The 19,518-nt window shown below is 53.5% G+C and carries 21 protein-coding genes; 1 reads left to right on the top strand and 20 read right to left on the bottom strand.

Going from position 1 to position 19,518, the window contains the following annotated elements; all coding sequences use genetic code 11:
• Positions 1–556 precede the first annotated feature (556 nt).
• The 13 genes from PDUR_RS00260 to pth all read right to left on the bottom strand — a co-directional run bounded on the left by PDUR_RS00260 (position 557) and on the right by pth (position 13,279).
• Entirely contained in the window at positions 557–1,042 is a 486-nt protein-coding gene (locus tag PDUR_RS00260; protein ID WP_042204578.1) for a S1 domain-containing RNA-binding protein, read from the bottom strand.
• Between the two features lie 131 nt (positions 1,043–1,173).
• The gene (locus PDUR_RS00255; RefSeq protein WP_042204577.1) at positions 1,174–1,503 is read right to left on the bottom strand and encodes an FtsB family cell division protein; all 330 of its coding nucleotides are present in this window, start codon (positions 1,501–1,503) and stop codon (positions 1,174–1,176) included.
• A 24-nt stretch (positions 1,504–1,527) separates the two neighbouring features.
• Positions 1,528–2,091: a spore cortex biosynthesis protein YabQ gene (gene yabQ, locus PDUR_RS00250; RefSeq protein WP_042204576.1), complete on the bottom strand. Its 564-nt coding sequence runs from the start codon at positions 2,089–2,091 to the stop codon at positions 1,528–1,530.
• Positions 2,088–2,372, bottom strand: coding sequence for a sporulation protein YabP (gene yabP, locus PDUR_RS00245; protein ID WP_042204575.1), 285 nt, complete (start codon positions 2,370–2,372; stop codon positions 2,088–2,090). Before yabP ends, yabQ begins: the two co-directional genes overlap by 4 nt.
• 137 nt (positions 2,373–2,509) lie before the next feature.
• Positions 2,510–2,788 carry an RNA-binding S4 domain-containing protein gene (locus PDUR_RS00240; RefSeq protein WP_042204574.1) on the bottom strand — a complete coding sequence of 93 codons (279 nt, stop codon included), beginning with the start codon at positions 2,786–2,788 and terminating at the stop codon, positions 2,510–2,512.
• A complete protein-coding gene (locus tag PDUR_RS00235) occupies positions 2,788–3,060 on the bottom strand; it encodes an HU family DNA-binding protein (RefSeq protein ID WP_036599034.1) in 273 nt (90 codons plus the stop codon). Before PDUR_RS00235 ends, PDUR_RS00240 begins: the two co-directional genes overlap by 1 nt.
• A gap of 160 nt (positions 3,061–3,220) precedes the next feature.
• On the bottom strand, positions 3,221–4,723 hold the full coding sequence (yabN, locus tag PDUR_RS00230; RefSeq protein ID WP_042204573.1) for a bifunctional methyltransferase/pyrophosphohydrolase YabN: 1,503 nt from the start codon (positions 4,721–4,723) through the stop codon (positions 3,221–3,223).
• 205 nt (positions 4,724–4,928) lie between these two features.
• Positions 4,929–6,608 (bottom strand): putative polysaccharide biosynthesis protein, encoded by a 1,680-nt coding sequence (locus tag PDUR_RS00225; RefSeq protein ID WP_042204571.1) that lies wholly within the window; start codon positions 6,606–6,608, stop codon positions 4,929–4,931.
• A gap of 135 nt (positions 6,609–6,743) precedes the next feature.
• Complete coding sequence (gene spoVT / locus PDUR_RS00220; RefSeq protein ID WP_042204570.1) at positions 6,744–7,286, bottom strand: stage V sporulation protein T; 543 nt, start codon at positions 7,284–7,286, stop codon at positions 6,744–6,746.
• 292 nt (positions 7,287–7,578) lie between these two features.
• Positions 7,579–8,610 (bottom strand): peptidylprolyl isomerase, encoded by a 1,032-nt coding sequence (locus PDUR_RS00215; protein WP_042204569.1) that lies wholly within the window; start codon positions 8,608–8,610, stop codon positions 7,579–7,581.
• Positions 8,597–12,121, bottom strand: coding sequence for a transcription-repair coupling factor (mfd, locus tag PDUR_RS00210; protein ID WP_042204568.1), 3,525 nt, complete (start codon positions 12,119–12,121; stop codon positions 8,597–8,599). Before mfd ends, PDUR_RS00215 begins: the two co-directional genes overlap by 14 nt.
• A 247-nt stretch (positions 12,122–12,368) precedes the next feature.
• Complete coding sequence (locus PDUR_RS00205; protein ID WP_036590773.1) at positions 12,369–12,599, bottom strand: anti-sigma-F factor Fin family protein; 231 nt, start codon at positions 12,597–12,599, stop codon at positions 12,369–12,371.
• 119 nt (positions 12,600–12,718) lie between these two features.
• A complete protein-coding gene (gene pth / locus PDUR_RS00200) occupies positions 12,719–13,279 on the bottom strand; it encodes an aminoacyl-tRNA hydrolase (protein WP_042204566.1) in 561 nt (186 codons plus the stop codon).
• Between the two features lie 107 nt (positions 13,280–13,386).
• Between pth and PDUR_RS00195 the strand changes: the two genes are divergently transcribed.
• Complete coding sequence (locus PDUR_RS00195; RefSeq protein ID WP_025691375.1) at positions 13,387–13,587, top strand: hypothetical protein; 201 nt, start codon at positions 13,387–13,389, stop codon at positions 13,585–13,587.
• A 126-nt stretch (positions 13,588–13,713) separates the two neighbouring features.
• Here the strand turns inward: PDUR_RS00195 and PDUR_RS00190 are convergent, their stop codons facing one another.
• The 7 genes from PDUR_RS00190 to veg all read right to left on the bottom strand — a co-directional run bounded on the left by PDUR_RS00190 (position 13,714) and on the right by veg (position 19,471).
• On the bottom strand, positions 13,714–14,667 hold the full coding sequence (locus PDUR_RS00190) for a ribose-phosphate diphosphokinase (RefSeq protein ID WP_042204564.1): 954 nt from the start codon (positions 14,665–14,667) through the stop codon (positions 13,714–13,716).
• 94 nt (positions 14,668–14,761) lie between these two features.
• A complete protein-coding gene (gene glmU, locus PDUR_RS00185) occupies positions 14,762–16,162 on the bottom strand; it encodes a bifunctional UDP-N-acetylglucosamine diphosphorylase/glucosamine-1-phosphate N-acetyltransferase GlmU (RefSeq protein ID WP_042204563.1) in 1,401 nt (466 codons plus the stop codon).
• Between the two features lie 169 nt (positions 16,163–16,331).
• Positions 16,332–16,616, bottom strand: a complete 285-nt coding sequence (gene spoVG / locus PDUR_RS00180) for a septation regulator SpoVG (protein WP_025332586.1) — start codon at positions 16,614–16,616, stop codon at positions 16,332–16,334.
• 185 nt (positions 16,617–16,801) lie between these two features.
• Positions 16,802–17,629: a pur operon repressor gene (gene purR / locus PDUR_RS00175; protein ID WP_042204562.1), complete on the bottom strand. Its 828-nt coding sequence runs from the start codon at positions 17,627–17,629 to the stop codon at positions 16,802–16,804.
• Between the two features lie 96 nt (positions 17,630–17,725).
• On the bottom strand, positions 17,726–18,580 hold the full coding sequence (ispE, locus tag PDUR_RS00170) for a 4-(cytidine 5'-diphospho)-2-C-methyl-D-erythritol kinase (protein WP_042208924.1): 855 nt from the start codon (positions 18,578–18,580) through the stop codon (positions 17,726–17,728).
• Positions 18,581–18,857: 277 nt separating this feature from the next.
• Positions 18,858–19,034 (bottom strand): small, acid-soluble spore protein, alpha/beta type, encoded by a 177-nt coding sequence (locus tag PDUR_RS00165; protein WP_025693323.1) that lies wholly within the window; start codon positions 19,032–19,034, stop codon positions 18,858–18,860.
• Between the two features lie 161 nt (positions 19,035–19,195).
• Positions 19,196–19,471, bottom strand: coding sequence for a biofilm formation stimulator Veg (gene veg / locus PDUR_RS00160; RefSeq protein WP_042208923.1), 276 nt, complete (start codon positions 19,469–19,471; stop codon positions 19,196–19,198).
• Positions 19,472–19,518: the final 47 nt, after the last annotated feature.

Raw genomic sequence — 19,518 nt, 5'->3', positions numbered from 1 at the left:
AAACATAAGACCATATAAGCTGCGCTCTTATCATTGGCCTTATATTTCCACGAGAAACAGCTGCCTACAAGCGATACGTCTATCGCTGACCTCAAAAGCATAAGCTTTGAAAGGAGGTGAAGCCGTTTCTTCTTGTGGTACTCATTATAAGCGCGGCCAAAGTAGAAAGTTTGTCAGAACAAGAGGGCAGGTCATAAGAAATTTCCGACAAAAAAAGGCTCCCGCCCAAGCAGCCGCAAAATCGTTTATTCCCTTGTGCAGCGGTCTGTAAACCGGTTAACCACCCAAATTTTTCCACAATCAGTCCGTTTCGATTCGTCAGCGAATGCTCCAAGCTTTAGCGGAAATCTTAAAGATGTTGTCGCAAATTTCTATCGGCCCGACAAAATATTAGATATACCGGGGCAAGCCAAGGATGCGCTTTCAATAATCTGCAAAAAACATCCCTTTGGGAGGAATACTGCGGCGGCTTGACCCAGGGTGCGGCCGGGCAGACATAGAAAAAAACCGCATGAGGTTCGGCCCCTGCGGTTATTTGAACGGTTGTAGTATGATATTATACGCGTTTGGCTCCACGGCCGCCGCGCTTGCCTTCCGTATTCTTCTTGAGAGAAGAGATACGTTCTTCGCTGTCTTTAAGGAAGCGTGACATTTTATCCTCAAATGAAGGTTTACCGGCTGCAGGCTTGAATGGTCGCCCTCCCCGTTCACGATTGTAGCCCCCGCCGCCACCACCGCCGAAACGGTCTCCACCGCTTGGACGATCCGGTCTTGGCGCTCTTGGCGGACGAACTTCCGATGCGGGCTTGTCGACAGCCTGCTTGATGGAAAGTCCGATCTTGCCGTCCTTGTCGACATTGATCACCTTAACAGTTACCACATCATTAATCTTCAGATGATCGTTGACATCCTTGACGTAATTATCGGCGATTTCCGAGATGTGAACGAGACCTGTGACACCTCCTGACAGATCTACAAACGCTCCGAAATGCGTAATGCCTGTCACCTTGCCCTCTAACTTGGTGCCCACTTCAATTGCCATAGAATAAAATGATCCTCCCTTAAAAATATACAGACAAAGATGTCAAAATCCAGTCTGCGGTGATTTGATTATACAGTAAAGAGCAAAGCAAGGCAACAGAGTGAAAAGCCTCTTTTTTGCCGGCCTACTGCTCAGGGTTGCTCTGTTCGGATAGGAACTTCGCCTTTAGGGTATATGTTAAACCATTTGCGGGCGAGCTGTCCGATATACTCGTTGTCGTTCAGACGGGACACCTCGTATTTCAGCTGGTTCACTGAGTCATTCACTTGCTTGCTGCTCTGCTGCTTCCGGGCCAGTTCCTGACTCTTGTCCGAAATCAAGGCGCTTTGAGCGAAGAAAATATATCCCGCCCAGCTGAAGAATATCGCCATTAGGGCGACCCAGATCAGCTTTCTTCTCTTTGCGCCCGCGGCAGCGAACCTTCCGCCAGCCTGTTTCTCTTCCGGGGAAAATCTGTTCATGCAAGCGTTCCTCCCGTTTCACGGTCAGCGTTTTCTTCTTGCGGCAATAAAATTGGCGAGTTTGGTAAATGGAGCGCTGCGCAGCAGCCGATGATAGGCCGGGGACAACCATCTGACGGGAAAAATCCAGAGCGGCTTGGTCAGCCGAAGCAGAAGCTTCAGCATAAAGCCCAAGATACGGCCAAGCAGACGCAGAATTCCCCACGCCAGCTTCCATAACCACAGCAGCGGCATTCCAATCAGTATTCCCAGCAGCTTCATCAGCAGCTTCCATATCCATTCCACCGTATGAATTAACATTACCACAAATTTCTGCACCGTGACACTGAAGATTAAAAAATATGCCCACACGCCCACAAATAATCCAAGAAAAGCGTAAAAGCGCAGCTGTCCCTGGTTACCCGCGTACAGCAAACGAAACACGATGAGAGCGGACGCCAGCCAATAGAGAAGATCGAGAACCGCGTTCAGCCATCCAGGAAACCGCAGCTTCAGCGACAGCACCCGGTAGCCGTCAAAAGCCAGTCCCATTGCTGCCCCGGCCACGATCATGTACAGCAGCGTGATCCACTGGACGGCCGGATTCATTTGAACAGCTTGCCGAGCAGCCCTTTATTATTCCCCTTCGCCCCCGGATCAAGATAAATCAGGGAATGGACGTTGCCCTCCACCGACAACAGCCCGTTTTCCAGACTGAGGTTCTTGATATGTAAATGGGTTCCGCGAATGACCAAAGTTCCAAGCTCTGTCTGCAGCTTAAACTCCTCGCTGTCAAAGCTCTCCACATTTTGCACGCCCGTTAAATCCACCGCCTTACGGCTGCGCATATGCAAATCATGCTGCTTTACGTTTTTTCCAGGTTCGATCATGGCATGTACCCCTCCTTCTAGTCCTAATCTATGGCGGGGACGGAAGCTTTAGAACATCACCGGGAGCTGGTTTAACAAAAAAGGCGCTCTCCCGCAGGATGCGAGAGAACGCTCTGATAACAAAGTTAAGTCGTCGCTTACCAATCAAGACCATTGCTCTTGGCAATCGGCTCTTCGCGAAGCAGCGTATACATACCGGCCGCTTCGTCCTTGCGGGTCGTTTCGACCAGCTTCTCCACGCGGACCGTTACCAGCTTCTGGCCGAATTGAACCGTAATTTCGTCGCCGATTTTTACATTGCTGCTCGGCTTCGATTCCTTCCCGTTAATCAGCACCCGGCCTTGTTCGGACACATCCTTGGCCACCGTACGGCGCTTGATCAGGCGGGACACTTTCAAAAATTTGTCCAGACGCATTAGTTGACAGCTTCTTTAAGCTTGTTGCCCGCTTTGAAAGCCGGAACAGTCGATTCTGGAATTTCGATGGTTGTGCCCGTTTGCGGATTGCGGCCGGTGCGTCCGGAGCGCTTGCGCGTTTCGAAGGTGCCGAAGCCGATCAGCTGTACTTTGTCGCCGCTGGCCAGCGCCTCGGTAATTTCGCCAAGAAGTCCGCTCAGCACAAGCTCCACGTCCTTTTTGGCCAATCCGTGCTTCTCGGATATGTTGTTGATCAGGTCTGTTTTGTTCATTGTCAGTAGTTCCTCCCGGGAATAAGAAAAGTAATGAAACGCGTTCCGGCAGACAATATTTTCCGCGAAACCGCCGTTTCATCTTACTGGTATTCTGGATACGTTGTCAAATCCCTGCTGTGCCGCCGTTTTAATATGACGCGACTAAGGGCTGAACAGGCTACTGCTTCGCCCGTTCTTCAACCTTGGCTTCCTGCCATAAAGCTTCCATTTCCTCCAGACTGCTGTCCTTTGGGGAGACTCCTTTGTCCTGCAGACGGCGTTCGATGTACTGGAACCGTTCGACAAATTTGCGGTTGGTGCGGGTCAGCGCTTCCTCCGGATCGGCTTCGATAAACCGGGCGGCGTTGGTCGCAGCGAACAGCAGATCACCGAGTTCGAGCATCTGCTCCTCCGCTGGAGCACCGGCATTAATCGCTTCCTTCAGCTCGTCCAGCTCCTCGGCGATCTTGGCGAGCACATCCTGGGTATTGTCCCAGTCGAAGCCGACTTTGGACGCTTTTTTCTGCAGCTTGTACGCCTTCATGAGCGCCGGCAAATCGCGGGGAACGCCGCTGAGCGCCGATTCCGCTTCCGGCTTAATGCCTTTGCGCCGCTTCTCTTCAGCCTTCATGCCTTCCCAGTTCTGCAGCGCGGACTCCGCATCCTTGGCGTCCTTGTCGCCGAAGACATGCGGATGGCGGAAGATCAGCTTGCCGCTAAGCCCTTCAATGACATCGAACACAGTGAACGTGCCAAGCTCTTCCTCCATCTGGGAATGCAGCATAATTTGCAGCAGCAGGTCGCCCAGCTCCTCCTTCATATGCTCGGGGTCGTCCTCGTCAATCGTTTCAAGCACCTCGTAGGTTTCTTCGATCAGATTTTTGCGGAGCGAATCATGGGTCTGCTCGCGGTCCCACGGACAGCCCCCCGGACTGCGCAGGATGCCGACAATTTCATGCAGGCGGTCAAAGGTGCGGTTCCGTAAGCTTTCGGAGCGGTCTGCCGGAATGTAGATGAGCGAGAGGTTACCGTAACCCTCCTGCCGGTCCAGTTCATACAGCGGCACTTTGACGATTCGCTCCTCACCCTCCACGCCGAGCGCATGGCCGATCGTCACCTCGTATTCAGGCGGATACAGCTCCATTAAGCACAGCTTTGCCTCGGAGGCGGTAAAGGTGTCGTACACCTGTCCAATCAGCGTATGCAGTTCGGGACGAAGCTGCGAGCGCGTGATCCCCGAAGCGTCCAGCAATTGGAAGCCTTCGATCGGATCGAAGCCAAGGCGGACGAATGCCTCGTCAAGAAAGCTCTCTCCTCCAAGAATGTCTAAGCGGATTCCCTCCTCTGCGCAGAGCAGGCGAAGCTTGGAAACAGCGGATTCCGCAACCATCGGGTGTCCGGGTACGGCGTAGACGATTTCCGTATCCTCATTACCTAAACGCGCTTCTTCGAGCAGTTTCTTGGTTATCGCTTCATAGACTTCGGGAAAAGAGGAGAAGGACTCGTACAGCGTGTCGAAGGACTGCGAATCCACACCGAGCTCCTCCAAAGCCTGCATCACGGGATGCTCTTTGGTGCGTACGTAGACTTTGGAAGCCGTCCGCAGCTTGTTCACTATGCCAAGCGTCAGCCGGTCCGGATTGCCGGAGCCAAGGCCGACTACTGTTAATATTGCGCTCATTCCTTTCCTCTCCTTGTACCGCTCTCTATATGGGAATACTTAAAGCCGGGAATAGAGGCAGTTTGCCTGTCAGATTACCCGGTACATACCCGAAACGGCAGACGGCAGATGTCATTTCTGATCCGCCGCTTCTCGAGAAGGCGGCTATATAATTTTCAAACCTTGAATAATTAAGGTTTAGTGTATCAATCCCGGGGCCCGGGCCTTACGGGAACAGGCCCAGCTTCCGGATCGCCCGGGCCAGCTTCGGGCCGAATCCGGGAAGCTGGCGCAGCTCGTCCTCGTCCAGCAGCCGCAGCCGCACGGCGAGCGCGGCAAAGACGAGGCAGCCTGCGGCCACACCGAGCAGGCTCTGCGCCAGCGCCAGGGTGCGGCCGGTTACCCCAGCCGCACCCAGCAGAGCGCCGCCGCCCCATCCGGCGGCGGCTGCCGCGGCCGCAAGGCCCGCGAGCAGGAGCGCGGGCCGCGCCAGCCAGTCTGCGGGGCGAAGCCGCAGACCGGCGGTCTTGCAGAGCAGCCGGACGTTCAGCGCGGCTGCGAGGAATTGCGCGGCGACGGCGGCGATGGCCGCGCCGGCAATGCCCTGCTGCGGGATGAGCAGCAGGTTGAGGGCCGCCTTCAGCGCAGCGGCGGCCAGGAAGTGCAGCGCCGGGGCGCGCACGCAGCCCAGGCCCTGGAGCAGCGCGGCGGAGATGATGGCGACCGTGCCGCCGGCTGCGGTGAAGGCCAGCCAGCGGATCGTGCCGCTGCCGGAAGCGTCGCCGTACAAGGCGATGTTGACCGGCACGGCGAGTACGGCAAGGCCGACTGCAGCGGCGAGGCCGAGCAGCCAGAACCAGCGCAGCGACAGGCGGCATCGGCTCTCGATCTCGCTTAAGTTCCCGCGGAACTTGGACTCGGCCAAGGCGGGAATGAACAGAACGGAGAGCGAGCCCGCTAGCATCGTTACAAGCTGGACCAACGGAAGGCCGCGGTTGTAGACGCCGAACTGCACCATGGCCTGTGCCTCGCTGCCGGCGGAAGCCAGCAGGCGGGGCATGGTGAAGACATCCACCAGGCTGATCAGCGGCGCCGCAAGTGTCCCCAGCATGACCGGCACACCGTAAGCGAGCAGCTTCCGTATGCTGCGGCCCTCTGCCCTTTGTATCGTAGAAGAGGCTCCATGAAAGGGAAAGCCAGGCCCCGCCTGCGCGGCTTCCGACGCCGCCGAGATTTCCGCCGCCGCGTCCACAAGGGCTTTGCGGTGGCGGCGCCAGTACAGCAGCATGACGGCAAGTCCGGCTAAGGCCCCGCCGGCCGATCCCAGCATTGCTCCTGCCGCAATGATCTCCGCATTTGCCCCATGGCTGCTTAGAAAGAGCAGCAGTGCAATCATTACGGCGACCCGGGCCGATTGCTCGAACAGCTGCGACACTGCGGTTGGCATCATGTCGTGCAGCCCCTGAAAATACCCCCGGAATGCGGCCAGTAACGGCACAATGGCAAGTCCCCAGACGGCCGTCCGCAGCGCTGTGACGACATGGCCGCTGCCGATGAAGCCGGCAATCAGCGGCGCGCCCGCATATGTCGCGGCGGCCAGGAGCAGCCCTGCCGCGCTGCTGACAAGCGATGCCCGAAGCAGCACCGCCCGGCCCTTGCCCGGGCTTCCCTCGGCTTCCGTCTCTGCCACACTTTTGGATATGGCGGACGGAAGTCCAAGCATCGCAACAGTTACGAGCAGAGTATAGATCGGGTAGACCGTGTTGTAAATGCCAAATACGGCATCTCCGCCCAAGTTTTGCAGCGGGATTTTTTGCAGTGCCCCAATCAGCTTGGACAGCAGAGCGGCGGCGCTTAGGATAAAAGCGCCCTGCAGCAGTTTTGAACCCGTCGCTTGTGATTTCATGAGATACCTGCTTCATAAGGTTTGGATAGAATGAATTTCTATATTATACCGCAACATAGCCCCGCACAACAAAATCCCGCTCTCGGCTTCGCCCTGCGGCGAAATGGAAAGCGGGATTTTTAAGGGAGAGCGTGATTACTGCTCCATCTGTTTGCCCAAAAAACCGGCGGCCGTTTCAGCCATTTTAATTTCCAACTGCGACATTTTCACTGATTCGTCCTTATTCATCAGGACAACGGCTCCAATCGGATCGCCGCCTGAAATAATGGGCGAGATCACATAGGAAGAAAGCGCATCCTGATGATCTTTCGTTATTTCGTACAAGCCGCTGTCCGCTTCGAGTATCGTCTTGCGGCTGTCCATGCATTTCTCCAGCAGAGCGCCGACCTGCTTGTCCAGATAATCCTTCTTGGAGCCTCCGGCCAGTGCAATGAAGGTGTCGCGGTCAGAAATAAGCGTAATATGGCCCGTACTCTCATACAGTGATTCCGCATACTCCTTCGCAAAGTCCCCCAGCTCGCCGATCGGCGAGTACTTTTTCAGTATAACCTCGCCATCCCGGTCCACAAAAATCTCCAGCGGATCTCCCTCACGGATGCGGAGAGTCCGTCTTATTTCTTTGGGAATGACAACCCGTCCAAGGTCATCAATGCGTCGTACAATACCAGTAGCTTTCATTCACATGTTGCCCCGCTTTCTTAAGAAGTATTTTGCCAACTACTGCTCGGTAAGGGATCGGATAATCCCTGCGATCTATCGTGATTGTCTGACCATAGTATTCATCTGTTCCCAGTTCCTTATACATGATGCCGACCGCTATCCGCCTGATTTGCAGCATTTCCCATTTCTTGCCGTATGCACCGCTCCAGCGAACCGGCAGCAGCAGAAAAAAAACGATACCGTCCGGCTGGAGGCGGTATCGTTAAATCCGTTATCCTGCTTTATTTCTAGGATAACGGGATTATTGGTTTTACTTAGCGCTAGGCGGTGCCGCCGGAGCAGATGCGTTTGGAGAAGCCCCTGCGCTCGCAGCCGGAGAGGCACTGCTCTTCGGCAGATCGATTTTTTCAATAATGCCACCCAGGTCCTTCTCCATGAACTCCTGCAGCTTGTTCGAAGCAAGCGTGCTCTTGAGCGTTTCCTTCTCTTCGTCCGTCAATTTGTCGAATGTCTTCTCCGTCCGTGACTCCACCTTCATGATATGGTAGCCGTAAGTCGTCTCGACCGGATCGCTGATCGTGTTCAGCGGCAGCGTCTGAGCGGCTTTTTTGAACTCTTCCACATAGGTTCCGAGCGTCTTGTCAGCATACAGTCCGCCGCTATCCTTGGAACCGGGATCATCCGAGTACTCCTTGGCTACTGCCGCGAAGTCGGCTCCGCCTTTCAGCTTCGCCTGCACTTCTTTGGCACGCTTCAGCGCGTCCTCTTTACTGCGCTCTTTCTTGTTAGCGTCGGTAAAGCCAACCAGCACATGGCGCAGCGTAGCGACCGTGAAGTCTCCCTTTGTCGCTTCAAACTGCTTCTTGACTTCATTGTCCGTCACTTTAAGCAGCATGTCCTGATACACCGTCAGCACGCGTACCATATAGCTGTGGATTTGATCCTCCGTAATGCCCTGTTCCTTTAGCGAGCTTGCATAGGTATCGCCAAGTCCCTGCTTATAGGTATCAAGCTGCTTATCCGCCTGCTTTTTCGCTTCTTCTTCTGCCTTATCGGAAGCTTGTCCGGCCAAATATTCGAAAGCAACTTCCTGCTTGAGGACCGTCTCTTTAAAACCATCCAGCTCCAGGTACTGCGCCTGTTCCGGCGAGAGGAATTTCATCACCTTCACATCGGTGTCGAATTCCTTCTGCGTTACCGCCCCGCCTTTGTAAGTGGCAATAGCCTTGCTGTTATCTTCATCGCCGTTCTTATTATTGCTGCTGCACCCTGCAAGCATGGAGAATGAAAGGGCCGCCGTCAACGAGACAAACAGCACCTTCCATGATTTACTTGACCGCATTGTGTAATTCTCCCTTCGATTTAAAAGACGGCTTGACTTCTTCCAGGAATCGCTCAAGCAAGCCAAGCAGTTCCTTATCGTCAAGGTCTTTGGTCTTTATGCGAATAGCCGCTTTGGCGTCCTTATCAAATTGTACACGTCTTTCAAAGCCTTTTCCAATCTTGGCGAGCTTGCCTGTATCGATCAATGCTATCCGGTCCTCGTAAAAATTCAGCAGCACTTCGTCGCCGCGCCGGTTCAAGGAGTCAATCCCGAACATTTTACCGTATATTTTAAGCCGCGCCACGGATAAAAGATTGACGACCGCCTCGGGAAGCTCGCCGAACCGGTCGAGAAGCTCGTCTTCCAGCTCTGCCGCATCCTCGAAAGTAGAGACCGACGCCACCTTCTTATAGATTTCAATCTTTTGCACACTGTCGTAAATATACTCGGAAGGCAGGTACGCGTCAATTGCCAAATCAATGACAGTATTTCCTTCTTTTAGAGAATGGTCTTCCTCGCCCAGGACGCTGACCTTTCGCTTGCGGATTTCCTCCGCGAGCATTTGCGAGTACAGATCAAAGCCCACCGATGCGATGAATCCGTGCTGCTCCGCACCCAGCAGATTGCCAGCGCCCCGGATCGAAAGATCGCGCATAGCGATTTTGAAGCCGGACCCAAGCTCCGTGAACTCCTTGATCGACTGCAGACGCTTCTCGGCCACCTCGGTCAGCACTTTATCGCGCTGGTAAGTAAAATAGGCATATGCGATCCGGTTGGACCGTCCGACCCGGCCGCGCAGCTGGTACAGCTGGGATAGGCCCATTTTGTCCGCGTCATGCACGATGAGCGTATTGACGTTCGGAATATCCACGCCGGTCTCGATAATGCTGGTGCTTACCAGCACGTCATACTCGCCGTCCAGGAAATCGAGAATCGTCTTCTCCAGCTCCGATTCCGACATCTGGCCATGTCCGATACCGACCCGAGCCTCGGGAACGAGCATCTGAATCTGGGACGCCATTTCCTGGATGCCCTGCACCCGGTTGTACAGGTAATAGACCTGTCCGCCGCGCCCAAGCTCGCGTTCCACCGCTTCACGTACGAGCGTCTGGCTGTATTCAACAACATAGGTTTGCACAGGAAAGCGGTTCTCCGGCGGCGTCTCAATAACCGACAGATCACGAACGCCCAGCATGGACATATGCAGGGTGCGGGGGATCGGCGTCGCCGTCAGGGTGAGCACGTCCACATTGGTCTTCAGCTTCTTCAATTTCTCCTTATGCGTAACGCCGAAACGCTGCTCCTCATCGACAATAAGAAGACCAAGATCCTTGAACACAAGATCCTGGGACAGCAGCCGGTGTGTACCGATTACAATGTCCACTGTTCCCTGCCGGACACCCTTGATCGTCTCGTTCTGCTCCTTGCGGCTGCGGAAACGGCTGAGCACCTGAATGTTGATCGGATACGAGGAGAAGCGTTCCCGGAACGTCTCGTAATGCTGCTGGGCGAGTATCGTTGTCGGCACCAGCACCGCTACCTGCTTGCCCTCGATCGCCGCCTTAAAGGCAGCGCGGATCGCTACTTCGGTCTTGCCGTAGCCGACATCGCCGCAGAGCAGCCGGTCCATGGGGCGGTTCTGCTCCATGTCCTTCTTGATTTCGCCGATGGCCCGAACCTGGTCGCGCGTCTCTTCGTAAGGGAACATTTCCTCAAATTCCTGCTGCTCCGGCGTGTCTTTATCAAATCCATAGCCCGGAGCGCTCTGCCGTTCAGCATACAGCTTGATCAGGTCATCCGCAATATCCTGCACCGAAGAACGGACCTTATTCGTTACCCGTGTCCATTCATTCCCGCCAAGCTTGTATATTTTCGGCTCCTTGTCTTCCGAACCGACATACTTCTGAATAAGATCAATTTGCTCAATCGGCACCGAGAGCTTGTCGCCGCCGGCATACATAATGTGCATGTAATCACGGTGGATGCCGCTGACTTCCAACGTGCCGATGCCCATATATTTGCCGATGCCGTGATTCTGATGAACGACGTAATCGCCGATTTTCAGCTCGGTATAGCTTTTGATGCGCTCCGCGTTGTCCATATTTTTGGACGTTTTACGCGCTTTGCGCTGCTTCTGTGAGAACAGCTCGCCTTCCGATATGACCGCAAGATGAACAGAAGGCAGTTCAAAGCCCGACCCCAAGCTCCCTTGGACAATGGCCGGTTCTTCAATCCCATAGTCGAGCAGCACCCGGCGAATCCGCTCCATGCGGTCCTCGCTGCCGGCGAGCATGACGACTTGGACGCCGGACTTATGCCAGCGCTCCATTTCCGATTTCAGCACATTCATCTGCCCATGGAAATCCTGCATGCTCCGGCTGATAAAGCCGACAATATTCTGCGGCTGAACATGCGGTACCTGGCGCAGAAAGATGGACATGAACACGCTTTGAAAAGGACGTTGGTACATGACCGTGTCGCTGTCGACGGACAAATGCAGGTCAGGCAGCGTCTTCCCGTTCTGCAGCAGATGAAGGTTCCATTCCGATTCGTCACGTTCCAGCTGCTTGGCCGTTTCCAGCAGACGGGCCGGTTCGTCGAGAATCAACAGGGTATCCCGCTCCATATAATCGTATAGATGCGAGCGTTCCGGATAAAGCAGCGAAATATATTTATAAATCTCGGAAAAATAAGTTCCTTCGCGCAAATGTTCAATCTCCCGGCCGATTTCCTCGTGCAGACGTATTTTAGCCTGCCGGTCGGTCGTCTTCTCCATTTGGCGCTCCAGCATGATCGACGCCTTGTCCGCCGCAGCCTCCAGCTGCGCCTTACCCGCGATGATTTCTTTGGCAGGCGTAATGGTCACGCTCCGAACCTTGTCGATGGAGCGCTGATCGGACGGATCGAATGTCCGGATGGAGTCGATCTCGTCGTCGAACAGCTCCACCCGGTATGCCAGTTCGGTATTCATGGGATAGAAATCGAGAATGCCGCCGCGAACGCTGAGTTCACCGCGGTTCTCCACCCGTTCGACGCGCTCGTAACCCATTTCGATCATCGTGTTCAAGAAATGTTCAAGCTGGATGCTCCCGTCCTGGGAGACGATTATCTGAGCTGCCGCCATAGCCTGCGGCGCGGGCAGCAGCCGGCGAACGCCAGAATAAGGCGCGACCACAATGCCGCGGAAGCCCCGCGAGCATTTGTTCAGCACCTCGATACGCTGAGCAACCGTCTCCGGACTGGATACGGCCGTTTCGGCTGCGACCAATTCATTGGCAGGATACAGCAGTACCCGATCTGGAGAAAGCGCTTCCTGTAGATCATCGGCAATTTTTTGTGCCGAAAACATGTTGTGCGTCACGATTAATATAGGGCGGGATGTCTCCTCGTGAAGCGCGGCCAGCATAATCTGCCTGGCTGAACCGGATAATCCGGAGATCAGCTGCTCTTTCATTCCGGCGGCGATGCCTCGGGTTACCGACTGAAAATCGGAATCTTTGGAAAAAGCCTCAATAAGACCTTGTAACAAAAGGCGCACCTCACTTACTGAATCGCTTCTGGCGAAATTTTCCTTAACGCTTTAGAAGCACAAAATAGTAATCTATTTCAAGACAAAACGGCTGCGCCGCCCTGCTTCAAGGACGGTACCGTTTCTCGTAGAAATATAAGACTAACGGTAATCGCAGCTCATAAATTATAAAGTCTCATATTTTAAAATAAGCCTCAGCTTTTGAGGCCAAGGCTTGCGGATGACGATAGACGCAGCGCCGCTTCACCTATTGAAGCGGACTGGCCAGAAGGCTAAGTTCCGGATTGTTGTCCAAGGCCTCCTTGCAGTAATTGCAGGTAACCTTAACCGTAATTTCGCCGTCTGAATCATACGCTATTATATCTCTGCGTTCCGCAGGGGTCAAGGAATGAAGGCCGAGCTGCATCTCGGTAGCAGCGCTTCTGCGGATGCTTCCGAGAAAAGTCCGGCAGTGTCTACATACGTAGTGTATTGCCATATATATGCCTCCTGAAGGTAAAGTATACCTTCAGTATGTCCCGTTCAGACTTCGGTTAGCCCCGTAGAATCATAGTTGTTGCCCGGGGTATCTCCGGAAGCATGGTCCTCTGCGTCTTTTTACCCGTTGAATTTAGCCATCGTCTGTTCAAAGGTGTGGTCCAGACTATACTCAAGTGCGTCGCAGGCGCCGCCGATCATCAATCCAAGCTTGTCGCTATCCTTCTTGGGAAACTTGCCGAGCACATAATCGACAATCGCGTATCCGGGCTCGGGCCGTGAAATACCCATCCTTACTCTATTGAAGGTCTGAGTGCCCGTATGCTGAATGATCGATTTGATTCCGTTGTGCCCCCCGGCGCTGCCTTGATACCGCAGCCGGATTTTGCCAACCTCGGTGTCGAGGTCGTCGTAAACTACAATCATATCTTCCAAGGGGACTTTGTAGTAGTCCATATAGGTGCGCACCGCTTCCCCGGACAAATTCATATACGTCATCGGTTTGATCAGCACGGTCTTGATTCCGCCGATGACGCCTTCTCCAATAACCGATTTGCACTTGCTCTGATTAAAGACGATCCCGTATCTGCGCGCCAGTTCATCCAGAGCCATAAATCCGACATTATGCCTTGTCTTGGCGTACTCCGGTCCAGGGTTGCCCAAACCGACGATCCATTTCATTTGTAAACCTTCCCTTTCTTGATACAATAGAAGCATAAGCGTTCCCGAAATGTCTATTCTAATTCTATAGAAACGTCCATCCCATTCCAAAGACAGGTGATGTTAATATGCTGCAGCAGGGCGAGCCTCTGACGCTTCACCGCCATTTTCAGTATCATCTACAATATGCCATACCTGTCGAGGTGTACCGCGGCGATGTACATGTTGACATCGGCGTGCTTACCGCCGTAGACGCAAGCTTTGCGGAGCTGCAGGGGACGCTCTACAATCGCAGCCTGTTCACCTTTATCTCGCGGCCGGGATTCTGAATGACCGAACCCGCAGCCAGCAAGCCGACAAGGGTTACATCTCCTGAAAAGGAGCTGTAACCCTTCTTTCGAAATATAAGACATAAGCTGCGCGCTTGTCCATCGCCTTATATTTCCTGCATATCTCTATTCAATCTCGAACAGCTTACTGATGGACAGCTCTTCATGCACCCGGATAATCGCTTCGCCAAGCAGAGGAGCCACGGAAAGCACCTTCAGCTTGGAAGTCGGGTTCTCGTTGCGAATAGGAATCGTATCGGTAACGACAACCTCTTTAATCGGCGAATTTTCCAGCCGCTGATGCGCCGGGCCGGAAAGGACCGGATGCGTACAGCAAGCGTACACCTCTTTGGCTCCGCCTTCCATTAGAGCATTGGCGCCAAGCACGATCGTGCCCGCCGTATCAATAATATCGTCGATAACGATCGCCGTCTTCCCTTCGATGTTCCCGATAATATTCATAACCTCACTGACATTCGGTTCCGGGCGGCGCTTGTCAATAATAGCGAGCGGAGCGTTCAGGAAATCGGCAAGCTTTCTCGCCCGAACCACACCGCCGTGGTCCGGAGATACAACGACCGGATTCGGGATCTGCATGGAGCGGAAATATTGCGCCAGAATCGGTACGCCGAGCATATGATCAACCGGAATGTTGAAGAAGCCCTGAATCTGCATGGCATGCAGATCCATGGTAATTACGCGGTGCGCACCCGCAGTCTCGATCAGGTCCGCCACAAGCTTCGCCGTAATCGGATCACGCGAACGGGCCTTGCGATCCTGACGGGCATAGCCGTAATACGGGATAACCACGTTAATACTCTTGGCTGAGGCGCGCTTCAGCGCGTCGATCATGACCAGCATTTCCATCAGGTTATCATTCACAGGACCGCACGTGGATTGAACAATGTAGACGTGGCAGCCCCGTACACTCTCCGACAATCTGACCTGAATTTCTCCATCGCTGAAGCTTGTCGTATGCGACTCGCCCATCGGAATCCCGATATAGTCGGCAATTTGATGCGCGACCTTGGGATTGGAGTTACAGGTAAAAATCTTCAACTTGGAATCAAGATAAGCCATAAAAGTTAAACCCTCCGTGATCGGTTCAATTGAATTTATCTGTCAAATGCGCCGTGGCACGGAAAAAGTCCGGCGCCAGGCGCATCATACGCACTTACGATGGATGAGATTGACCCTTTTTCGCTTTTGCCCGGGACCGGATTTTATCAGCATAGCCCGGCTTGTTCTCCTGACGCTGTCTGGCAATGGCCAAATCCCCCTCAGAGACGGACTTGGTAATGGTGGAACCAGCCACAACATAGGCGCCTTTGCCCACCGTGACGGGAGCAATCAGGTTGACATTACTGCCGATAAAAGCTTCGTCTCCGATTTCGGTTACCGATTTATTAAATCCGTCGTAGTTGACCGTGATCGCCCCGCAGCCGATATTCACGTTCTTGCCGACAGAAGCGTCTCCGACATAGCTTAAATGCGAAACTTTAGAGCCGTCGCCGATGGTAGCTTTCTTGATTTCCACAAAATCGCCGATCTTCACGTCTTCACCAAGCACGCTTCCCGGACGCAAATAGGCAAAAGGCCCAACGGAAGTCCGTGCGCCGACCTCAGCGCCGTTAAGTACGGAATGCTTGACCTGGGCTCCGTCCATAATCCGGCTGTCTTCAATTTCACTGGAGGGGCCGATGATGCAATTTTCCCCAATTGCGGTACTGCCCTTAAGCAGCGTTCCCGGATAAATTACCGTGTCCGCTCCGATGGTGACTTCGGCTCCTATATAAGTTGATGATGGATCTATAATCGTTACGCCTCCGAGCATATGACGGCGGGCAATGCGATGGCGCATATAGTACTCGGCCTCGGACAACGCTACGCGGTCATTCACACCGATTGATTCTATGGCATCGTCCGTTTGGAAGGCGAGCACAAGCTCTCCCTGCTCACGCAGAATACCGATGACGTCGGTCAGATAGTACTCCTGCTGGGCATTATGGTTCGTGACCTTGTCCAAGGCAGCGAACATCTTGGCATTGTCAAAGCAATAAATTCCGGTATTGATTTCACGTATGGCATCTTCGGCGGGCGTGCAATCCTTCTGCTCCACAATCTTTAGCAGCTCTCCGTCCTCAGTGCGTATAATCCGTCCAAGTCCCGCAGGGTTTTCCATAACGGCCGTCAAAATAGTAGCCGCCGCCTTGCGTTCCTCGTGCAGCGTCATCAGCTTGGTCAGTGTTTCCGGGGTAATGAGCGGCGTATCACCGTATGCGACAACCAGCGTACCTTCTTCCCCGCCCAGCAAATCCTTGGCCTGCTTCACGGCGTGGCCCGTTCCGAGCTGAGCTTCCTGCAGCACATATTCCGCAGAATCGCCCAAATAAGCTTGGACCGCCTCAGCGCCATGTCCGACAACGACAATGCTCCGCTCGCAGCCGGTTGCTTTTACAGTATCAAGCACGTGCCCAACCATAGGCTTTCCGCAAACGGGATGCAGCACTTTGTATAACTTTGATTTCATGCGCTTGCCCTGGCCTGCGGCTAGAACAACAGCCATTCTTTTCAAGAATGCCAACCTCCTACTCTAAACTCATTACTGAATATATCTCATTCCGGGCAAAAAGAAAAGAGAACCATCCAAAGGATCGTTCTCTTTTCTTCGAACCCCAATTCGAATTGCATATCCGACACCTATGCCCAAAATAATGAGAGAGGTCAAACCAAGGAGCCGATTCTTATGCTCCTTCTTCAATCACTTCTTCTTCCGTTGCTGCGCGATCATATTCTGCAAGAACCGCGGTTTGGATCTTCTCACGCGTTCCGGAAGAAATCGGATGCGCGATATCACGGAATTCCCCATCCGGCGTGCGTTTGCTGGGCATTGCAACGAACATTCCATTGTTGCCATCAATGACGCGAATGTCATGAACAACAAACTCGTTGTCGATGGTAATGGATGCGATTGCTTTCATTCTCCCCTCAGAGTTTACGCGGCGGAGTCTGACATCCGTAATTTGCATGTGTGTGTTCACCACCTTTTTCCATCAAAGACTTGGGTGTATAATTCCACACAGTTACGCAAACTCCTTCTTTTCCTCGCGATAAAATCCCCTACATAGTAGATAAATTTGACAAAACAGTGTTTTCTACGCTTTTCTGCCGAATTCCCATGGTTTTCTCACGAAATCGACATATTTCCCGGTTCTTAAACGGTAAAAAAATTACCCGGATACGCCGATATGCGCCGCTCTTTCGGATCGACCTCGCCCAGTCTGACCAAGGAGACATAATCATGCAGCAGACGTTCTTCGGACCCTACCGCATCGGATTCCACCAGAACCCCTACGCCGGCCACTTCCGCGTTGAATTCACCAAGCAGATCAACCATTCCGCCAACCGTTCCGCCCGCTTTCATGAAATCGTCGACGATAAGTACACGCGACTTCTCCTTAAGCGCCCGCCTGGACAGTGACATCGTATGAATACTCTTATGCGAGCCCGACACATAATTGATGCTGACCGCCGAGCCTTCCGTTACTTTATGGTCCCGGCGCACCAGCACCACCGGCAGCCCCAGCTGCGCGGCCGTCGCGTAAGCGAGCGGAATCCCTTTCGTTTCCACCGTCATCACGGTATCGATCGGCACGCCGTAAAATGCGGTGGCAATAATCTTGCCCGCCTGCTCCATAAGGGACGGTTGTCCGAGCAGGTCCGACATATATAAATATCCTCCAGGCAGAATCCGGTCGCTATGCTCCAGCTCGCTGATAAGCCCGCGGACAAAAGACAGCGCCATCTCCATAGGCATACGGGGGATGAACTTCACTCCTCCCGCCGCTCCCGCATGAGTCTGCAGCTCGCCCATGCCTTCGCCCTCGAATACCTCTTTGATAATCGCCAGGTCCTCGCTGATTGAGGACTTGGCCGCTCCATACCGCTCGGCAAAGGTGGACAGCGGCAGAAGATCATGCGGCTTTTCAAGTAAAAATTGGGTCATATCCACTAAACGCTGACTTCTTTTAAGTTTCTTCACGGGAGGCTCCTCGTCAAAACCGAATATTTATAGAGAAATATATCACTTTTGTACGGGTTTACACAAGGGAAGCGGTTATAATTAATTCTAACCCTGTCAAGTCAGCGAACGTACGGCATAGACTTCCTTGCAAAATCCGCGCAGCCCGTTATAAATTCTAGCCACCTTGGACTGCTTGGACACAAGCCCGAATACAGTCGGGCCGCTGCCGGACATCAGCACGCCGTCTGCACCGAGCCGGATCATCGCTTGTTTGAGCTGCTGCACCTCAGGATGCAGCTTCAAGGTTACCTCTTCCAGCACGTTGCCGAGCCGGCCGCACACCGCCTGGAAATCCCCGGCTTCGACCGCCTCCCGCATAAGCCGCGCGGAAGGATGAACGGCAATGCGGTCCGCCCGGAGCTTGCCATAGACCTCTGCCGTCGATACATTGATCGGCGGCTTCGCCAGCATCACCCAGCACTGGGGCATGCTTGCGATGGGCGTAAGCTTCTCCCCTCTGCCCGTTGCCAGGGCAGTTCCTCCGGTGACGCAGAAGGGTACGTCCGAGCCGAGCTCAGCGCCAAGCTCCTGCAGCTCTTCGCTTGACAAGCCGAGCTGCCAGAGCCGGTTCAGGCCGCGCAGCGCAGCCGCAGCGTCGCTGCTCCCGCCGGCGAGCCCGGCAGCAACCGGTATTTTTTTATCCAGATGAATATGTACGCCCTGCCCCACTTTGTAACGCTCTTTCAACAGCTTTGCCGCCTGAAACGCCAGGTTCTTCTCATCCAGCGGAATATAACCTGCCTGGCTTGATATAATAATGGTATCCCGCCGCAGTTCGGACATCTCCAGCCGATCCGCAAGGTCCACCATAGTCATAATCATTTCCACCTCGTGAAATCCATCCGGCCGCTTGTGAAGTACATCGAGCATTAGATTGATTTTGGCCGGCGCTTTCTCATACATTTTCAAGGCGTTCACCCTACTCTCATTTTTCCCCTAAAATAACTTAACATATTATATGAAAATCTTGTAACGAAGTCCATTCCGAGTTAATTCCTAAGGAGAAAGCGCTATAATCAAGAAGAAACGGCTGCGCCGTCCCCGTAGGAGGAGGGCATCTGTTTCTCGTAGAAATATAAGGACATCCATAAGCGTAAACTTATAGATTCTTATATTTTAAGGCAAAACGGGGACGCCCTGCTTGGGAGCCCCCGCCTTCCTTACCGCTTTTCGGCTATTTCTAGCCCTAAGATTTGCGTGCAGCCTGCTCGGCAAGCTGAATCGCTCTTTTCACCATGTTCCCGGCATCCTTCGCCCGGATTCCTCCCCAGCCCTCGCGCTCCACGGTGTCGTAGAAGCCGAGCTCTTTTGCCAGCTCCGTCTTCAGCTCCTCGGACATCATGCTACGTCTTCTGCGGCTCATGCGGCATCCTCCTTGTGGGTAGTAATGATGAGTTAATGCCCTCTTAGTATGGATTGCCTCTCCCTTGAACATACGCTTTCCGCTGCTTCACCTAAGAAGACGCTCTCCGAAAAATAAAACAGCCTTTCCTAAGCGAGGAAAGGCTGTTTATGAATAAAGAGTTATGCTTTGGCATGCATGAGCGGCATCCGCACATCGTCCTCACATACCGTAATCTCCACGGACTCGGTAAGAATATCGGCATAGCTGTAGGAGACGCGCCCCAATGACTGCTGCTCCTGATCCAGTTTGACAATAAATACAGAAGGGTACGTTTCTTCCAGGACACCGGTGCGCTCGACCGTCTTGCGTCGGCCACCGTTTGCTCGTAACGTAATCTTAGAACCGACATGAGCTTCGAGACTGCGTTTAATTTCCAACAGCGCGTTATTAGCCATTGCCTGAAGACCACCTCTTTCCTTGTCCATTATAACCTCTTTATTAC

The organism is Paenibacillus durus (assembly GCF_000756615.1).
Classification (GTDB): domain Bacteria; phylum Bacillota; class Bacilli; order Paenibacillales; family Paenibacillaceae; genus Paenibacillus_AQ; species Paenibacillus_AQ durus.
This window is presented reverse-complemented; position numbering and strand designations above follow the sequence as displayed.

Coding starts and splice junctions, on each gene's coding strand:
- PDUR_RS00260 (WP_042204578.1), bottom strand. CDS start 1,042: ATGGCAATTGAAGTGGGCACCAAGTTAGAGGGCAAGGTGACAGGCATT.
- PDUR_RS00255 (WP_042204577.1), bottom strand. CDS start 1,503: ATGAACAGATTTTCCCCGGAAGAGAAACAGGCTGGCGGAAGGTTCGCT.
- yabQ (WP_042204576.1), bottom strand. CDS start 2,091: ATGAATCCGGCCGTCCAGTGGATCACGCTGCTGTACATGATCGTGGCC.
- yabP (WP_042204575.1), bottom strand. CDS start 2,372: ATGATCGAACCTGGAAAAAACGTAAAGCAGCATGATTTGCATATGCGC.
- PDUR_RS00240 (WP_042204574.1), bottom strand. CDS start 2,788: ATGCGTCTGGACAAATTTTTGAAAGTGTCCCGCCTGATCAAGCGCCGT.
- PDUR_RS00235 (WP_036599034.1), bottom strand. CDS start 3,060: ATGAACAAAACAGACCTGATCAACAACATATCCGAGAAGCACGGATTG.
- yabN (WP_042204573.1), bottom strand. CDS start 4,723: ATGAGCGCAATATTAACAGTAGTCGGCCTTGGCTCCGGCAATCCGGAC.
- PDUR_RS00225 (WP_042204571.1), bottom strand. CDS start 6,608: ATGAAATCACAAGCGACGGGTTCAAAACTGCTGCAGGGCGCTTTTATC.
- spoVT (WP_042204570.1), bottom strand. CDS start 7,286: ATGAAAGCTACTGGTATTGTACGACGCATTGATGACCTTGGACGGGTT.
- PDUR_RS00215 (WP_042204569.1), bottom strand. CDS start 8,610: ATGCGGTCAAGTAAATCATGGAAGGTGCTGTTTGTCTCGTTGACGGCG.
- PDUR_RS00205 (WP_036590773.1), bottom strand. CDS start 12,599: ATGGCAATACACTACGTATGTAGACACTGCCGGACTTTTCTCGGAAGC.
- pth (WP_042204566.1), bottom strand. CDS start 13,279: ATGAAATGGATCGTCGGTTTGGGCAACCCTGGACCGGAGTACGCCAAG.
- PDUR_RS00195 (WP_025691375.1), top strand. CDS start 13,387: ATGCTGCAGCAGGGCGAGCCTCTGACGCTTCACCGCCATTTTCAGTAT.
- PDUR_RS00190 (WP_042204564.1), bottom strand. CDS start 14,667: ATGGCTTATCTTGATTCCAAGTTGAAGATTTTTACCTGTAACTCCAAT.
- spoVG (WP_025332586.1), bottom strand. CDS start 16,616: ATGCAAATTACGGATGTCAGACTCCGCCGCGTAAACTCTGAGGGGAGA.
- PDUR_RS00165 (WP_025693323.1), bottom strand. CDS start 19,034: ATGAGCCGCAGAAGACGTAGCATGATGTCCGAGGAGCTGAAGACGGAG.
- veg (WP_042208923.1), bottom strand. CDS start 19,471: ATGGCTAATAACGCGCTGTTGGAAATTAAACGCAGTCTCGAAGCTCAT.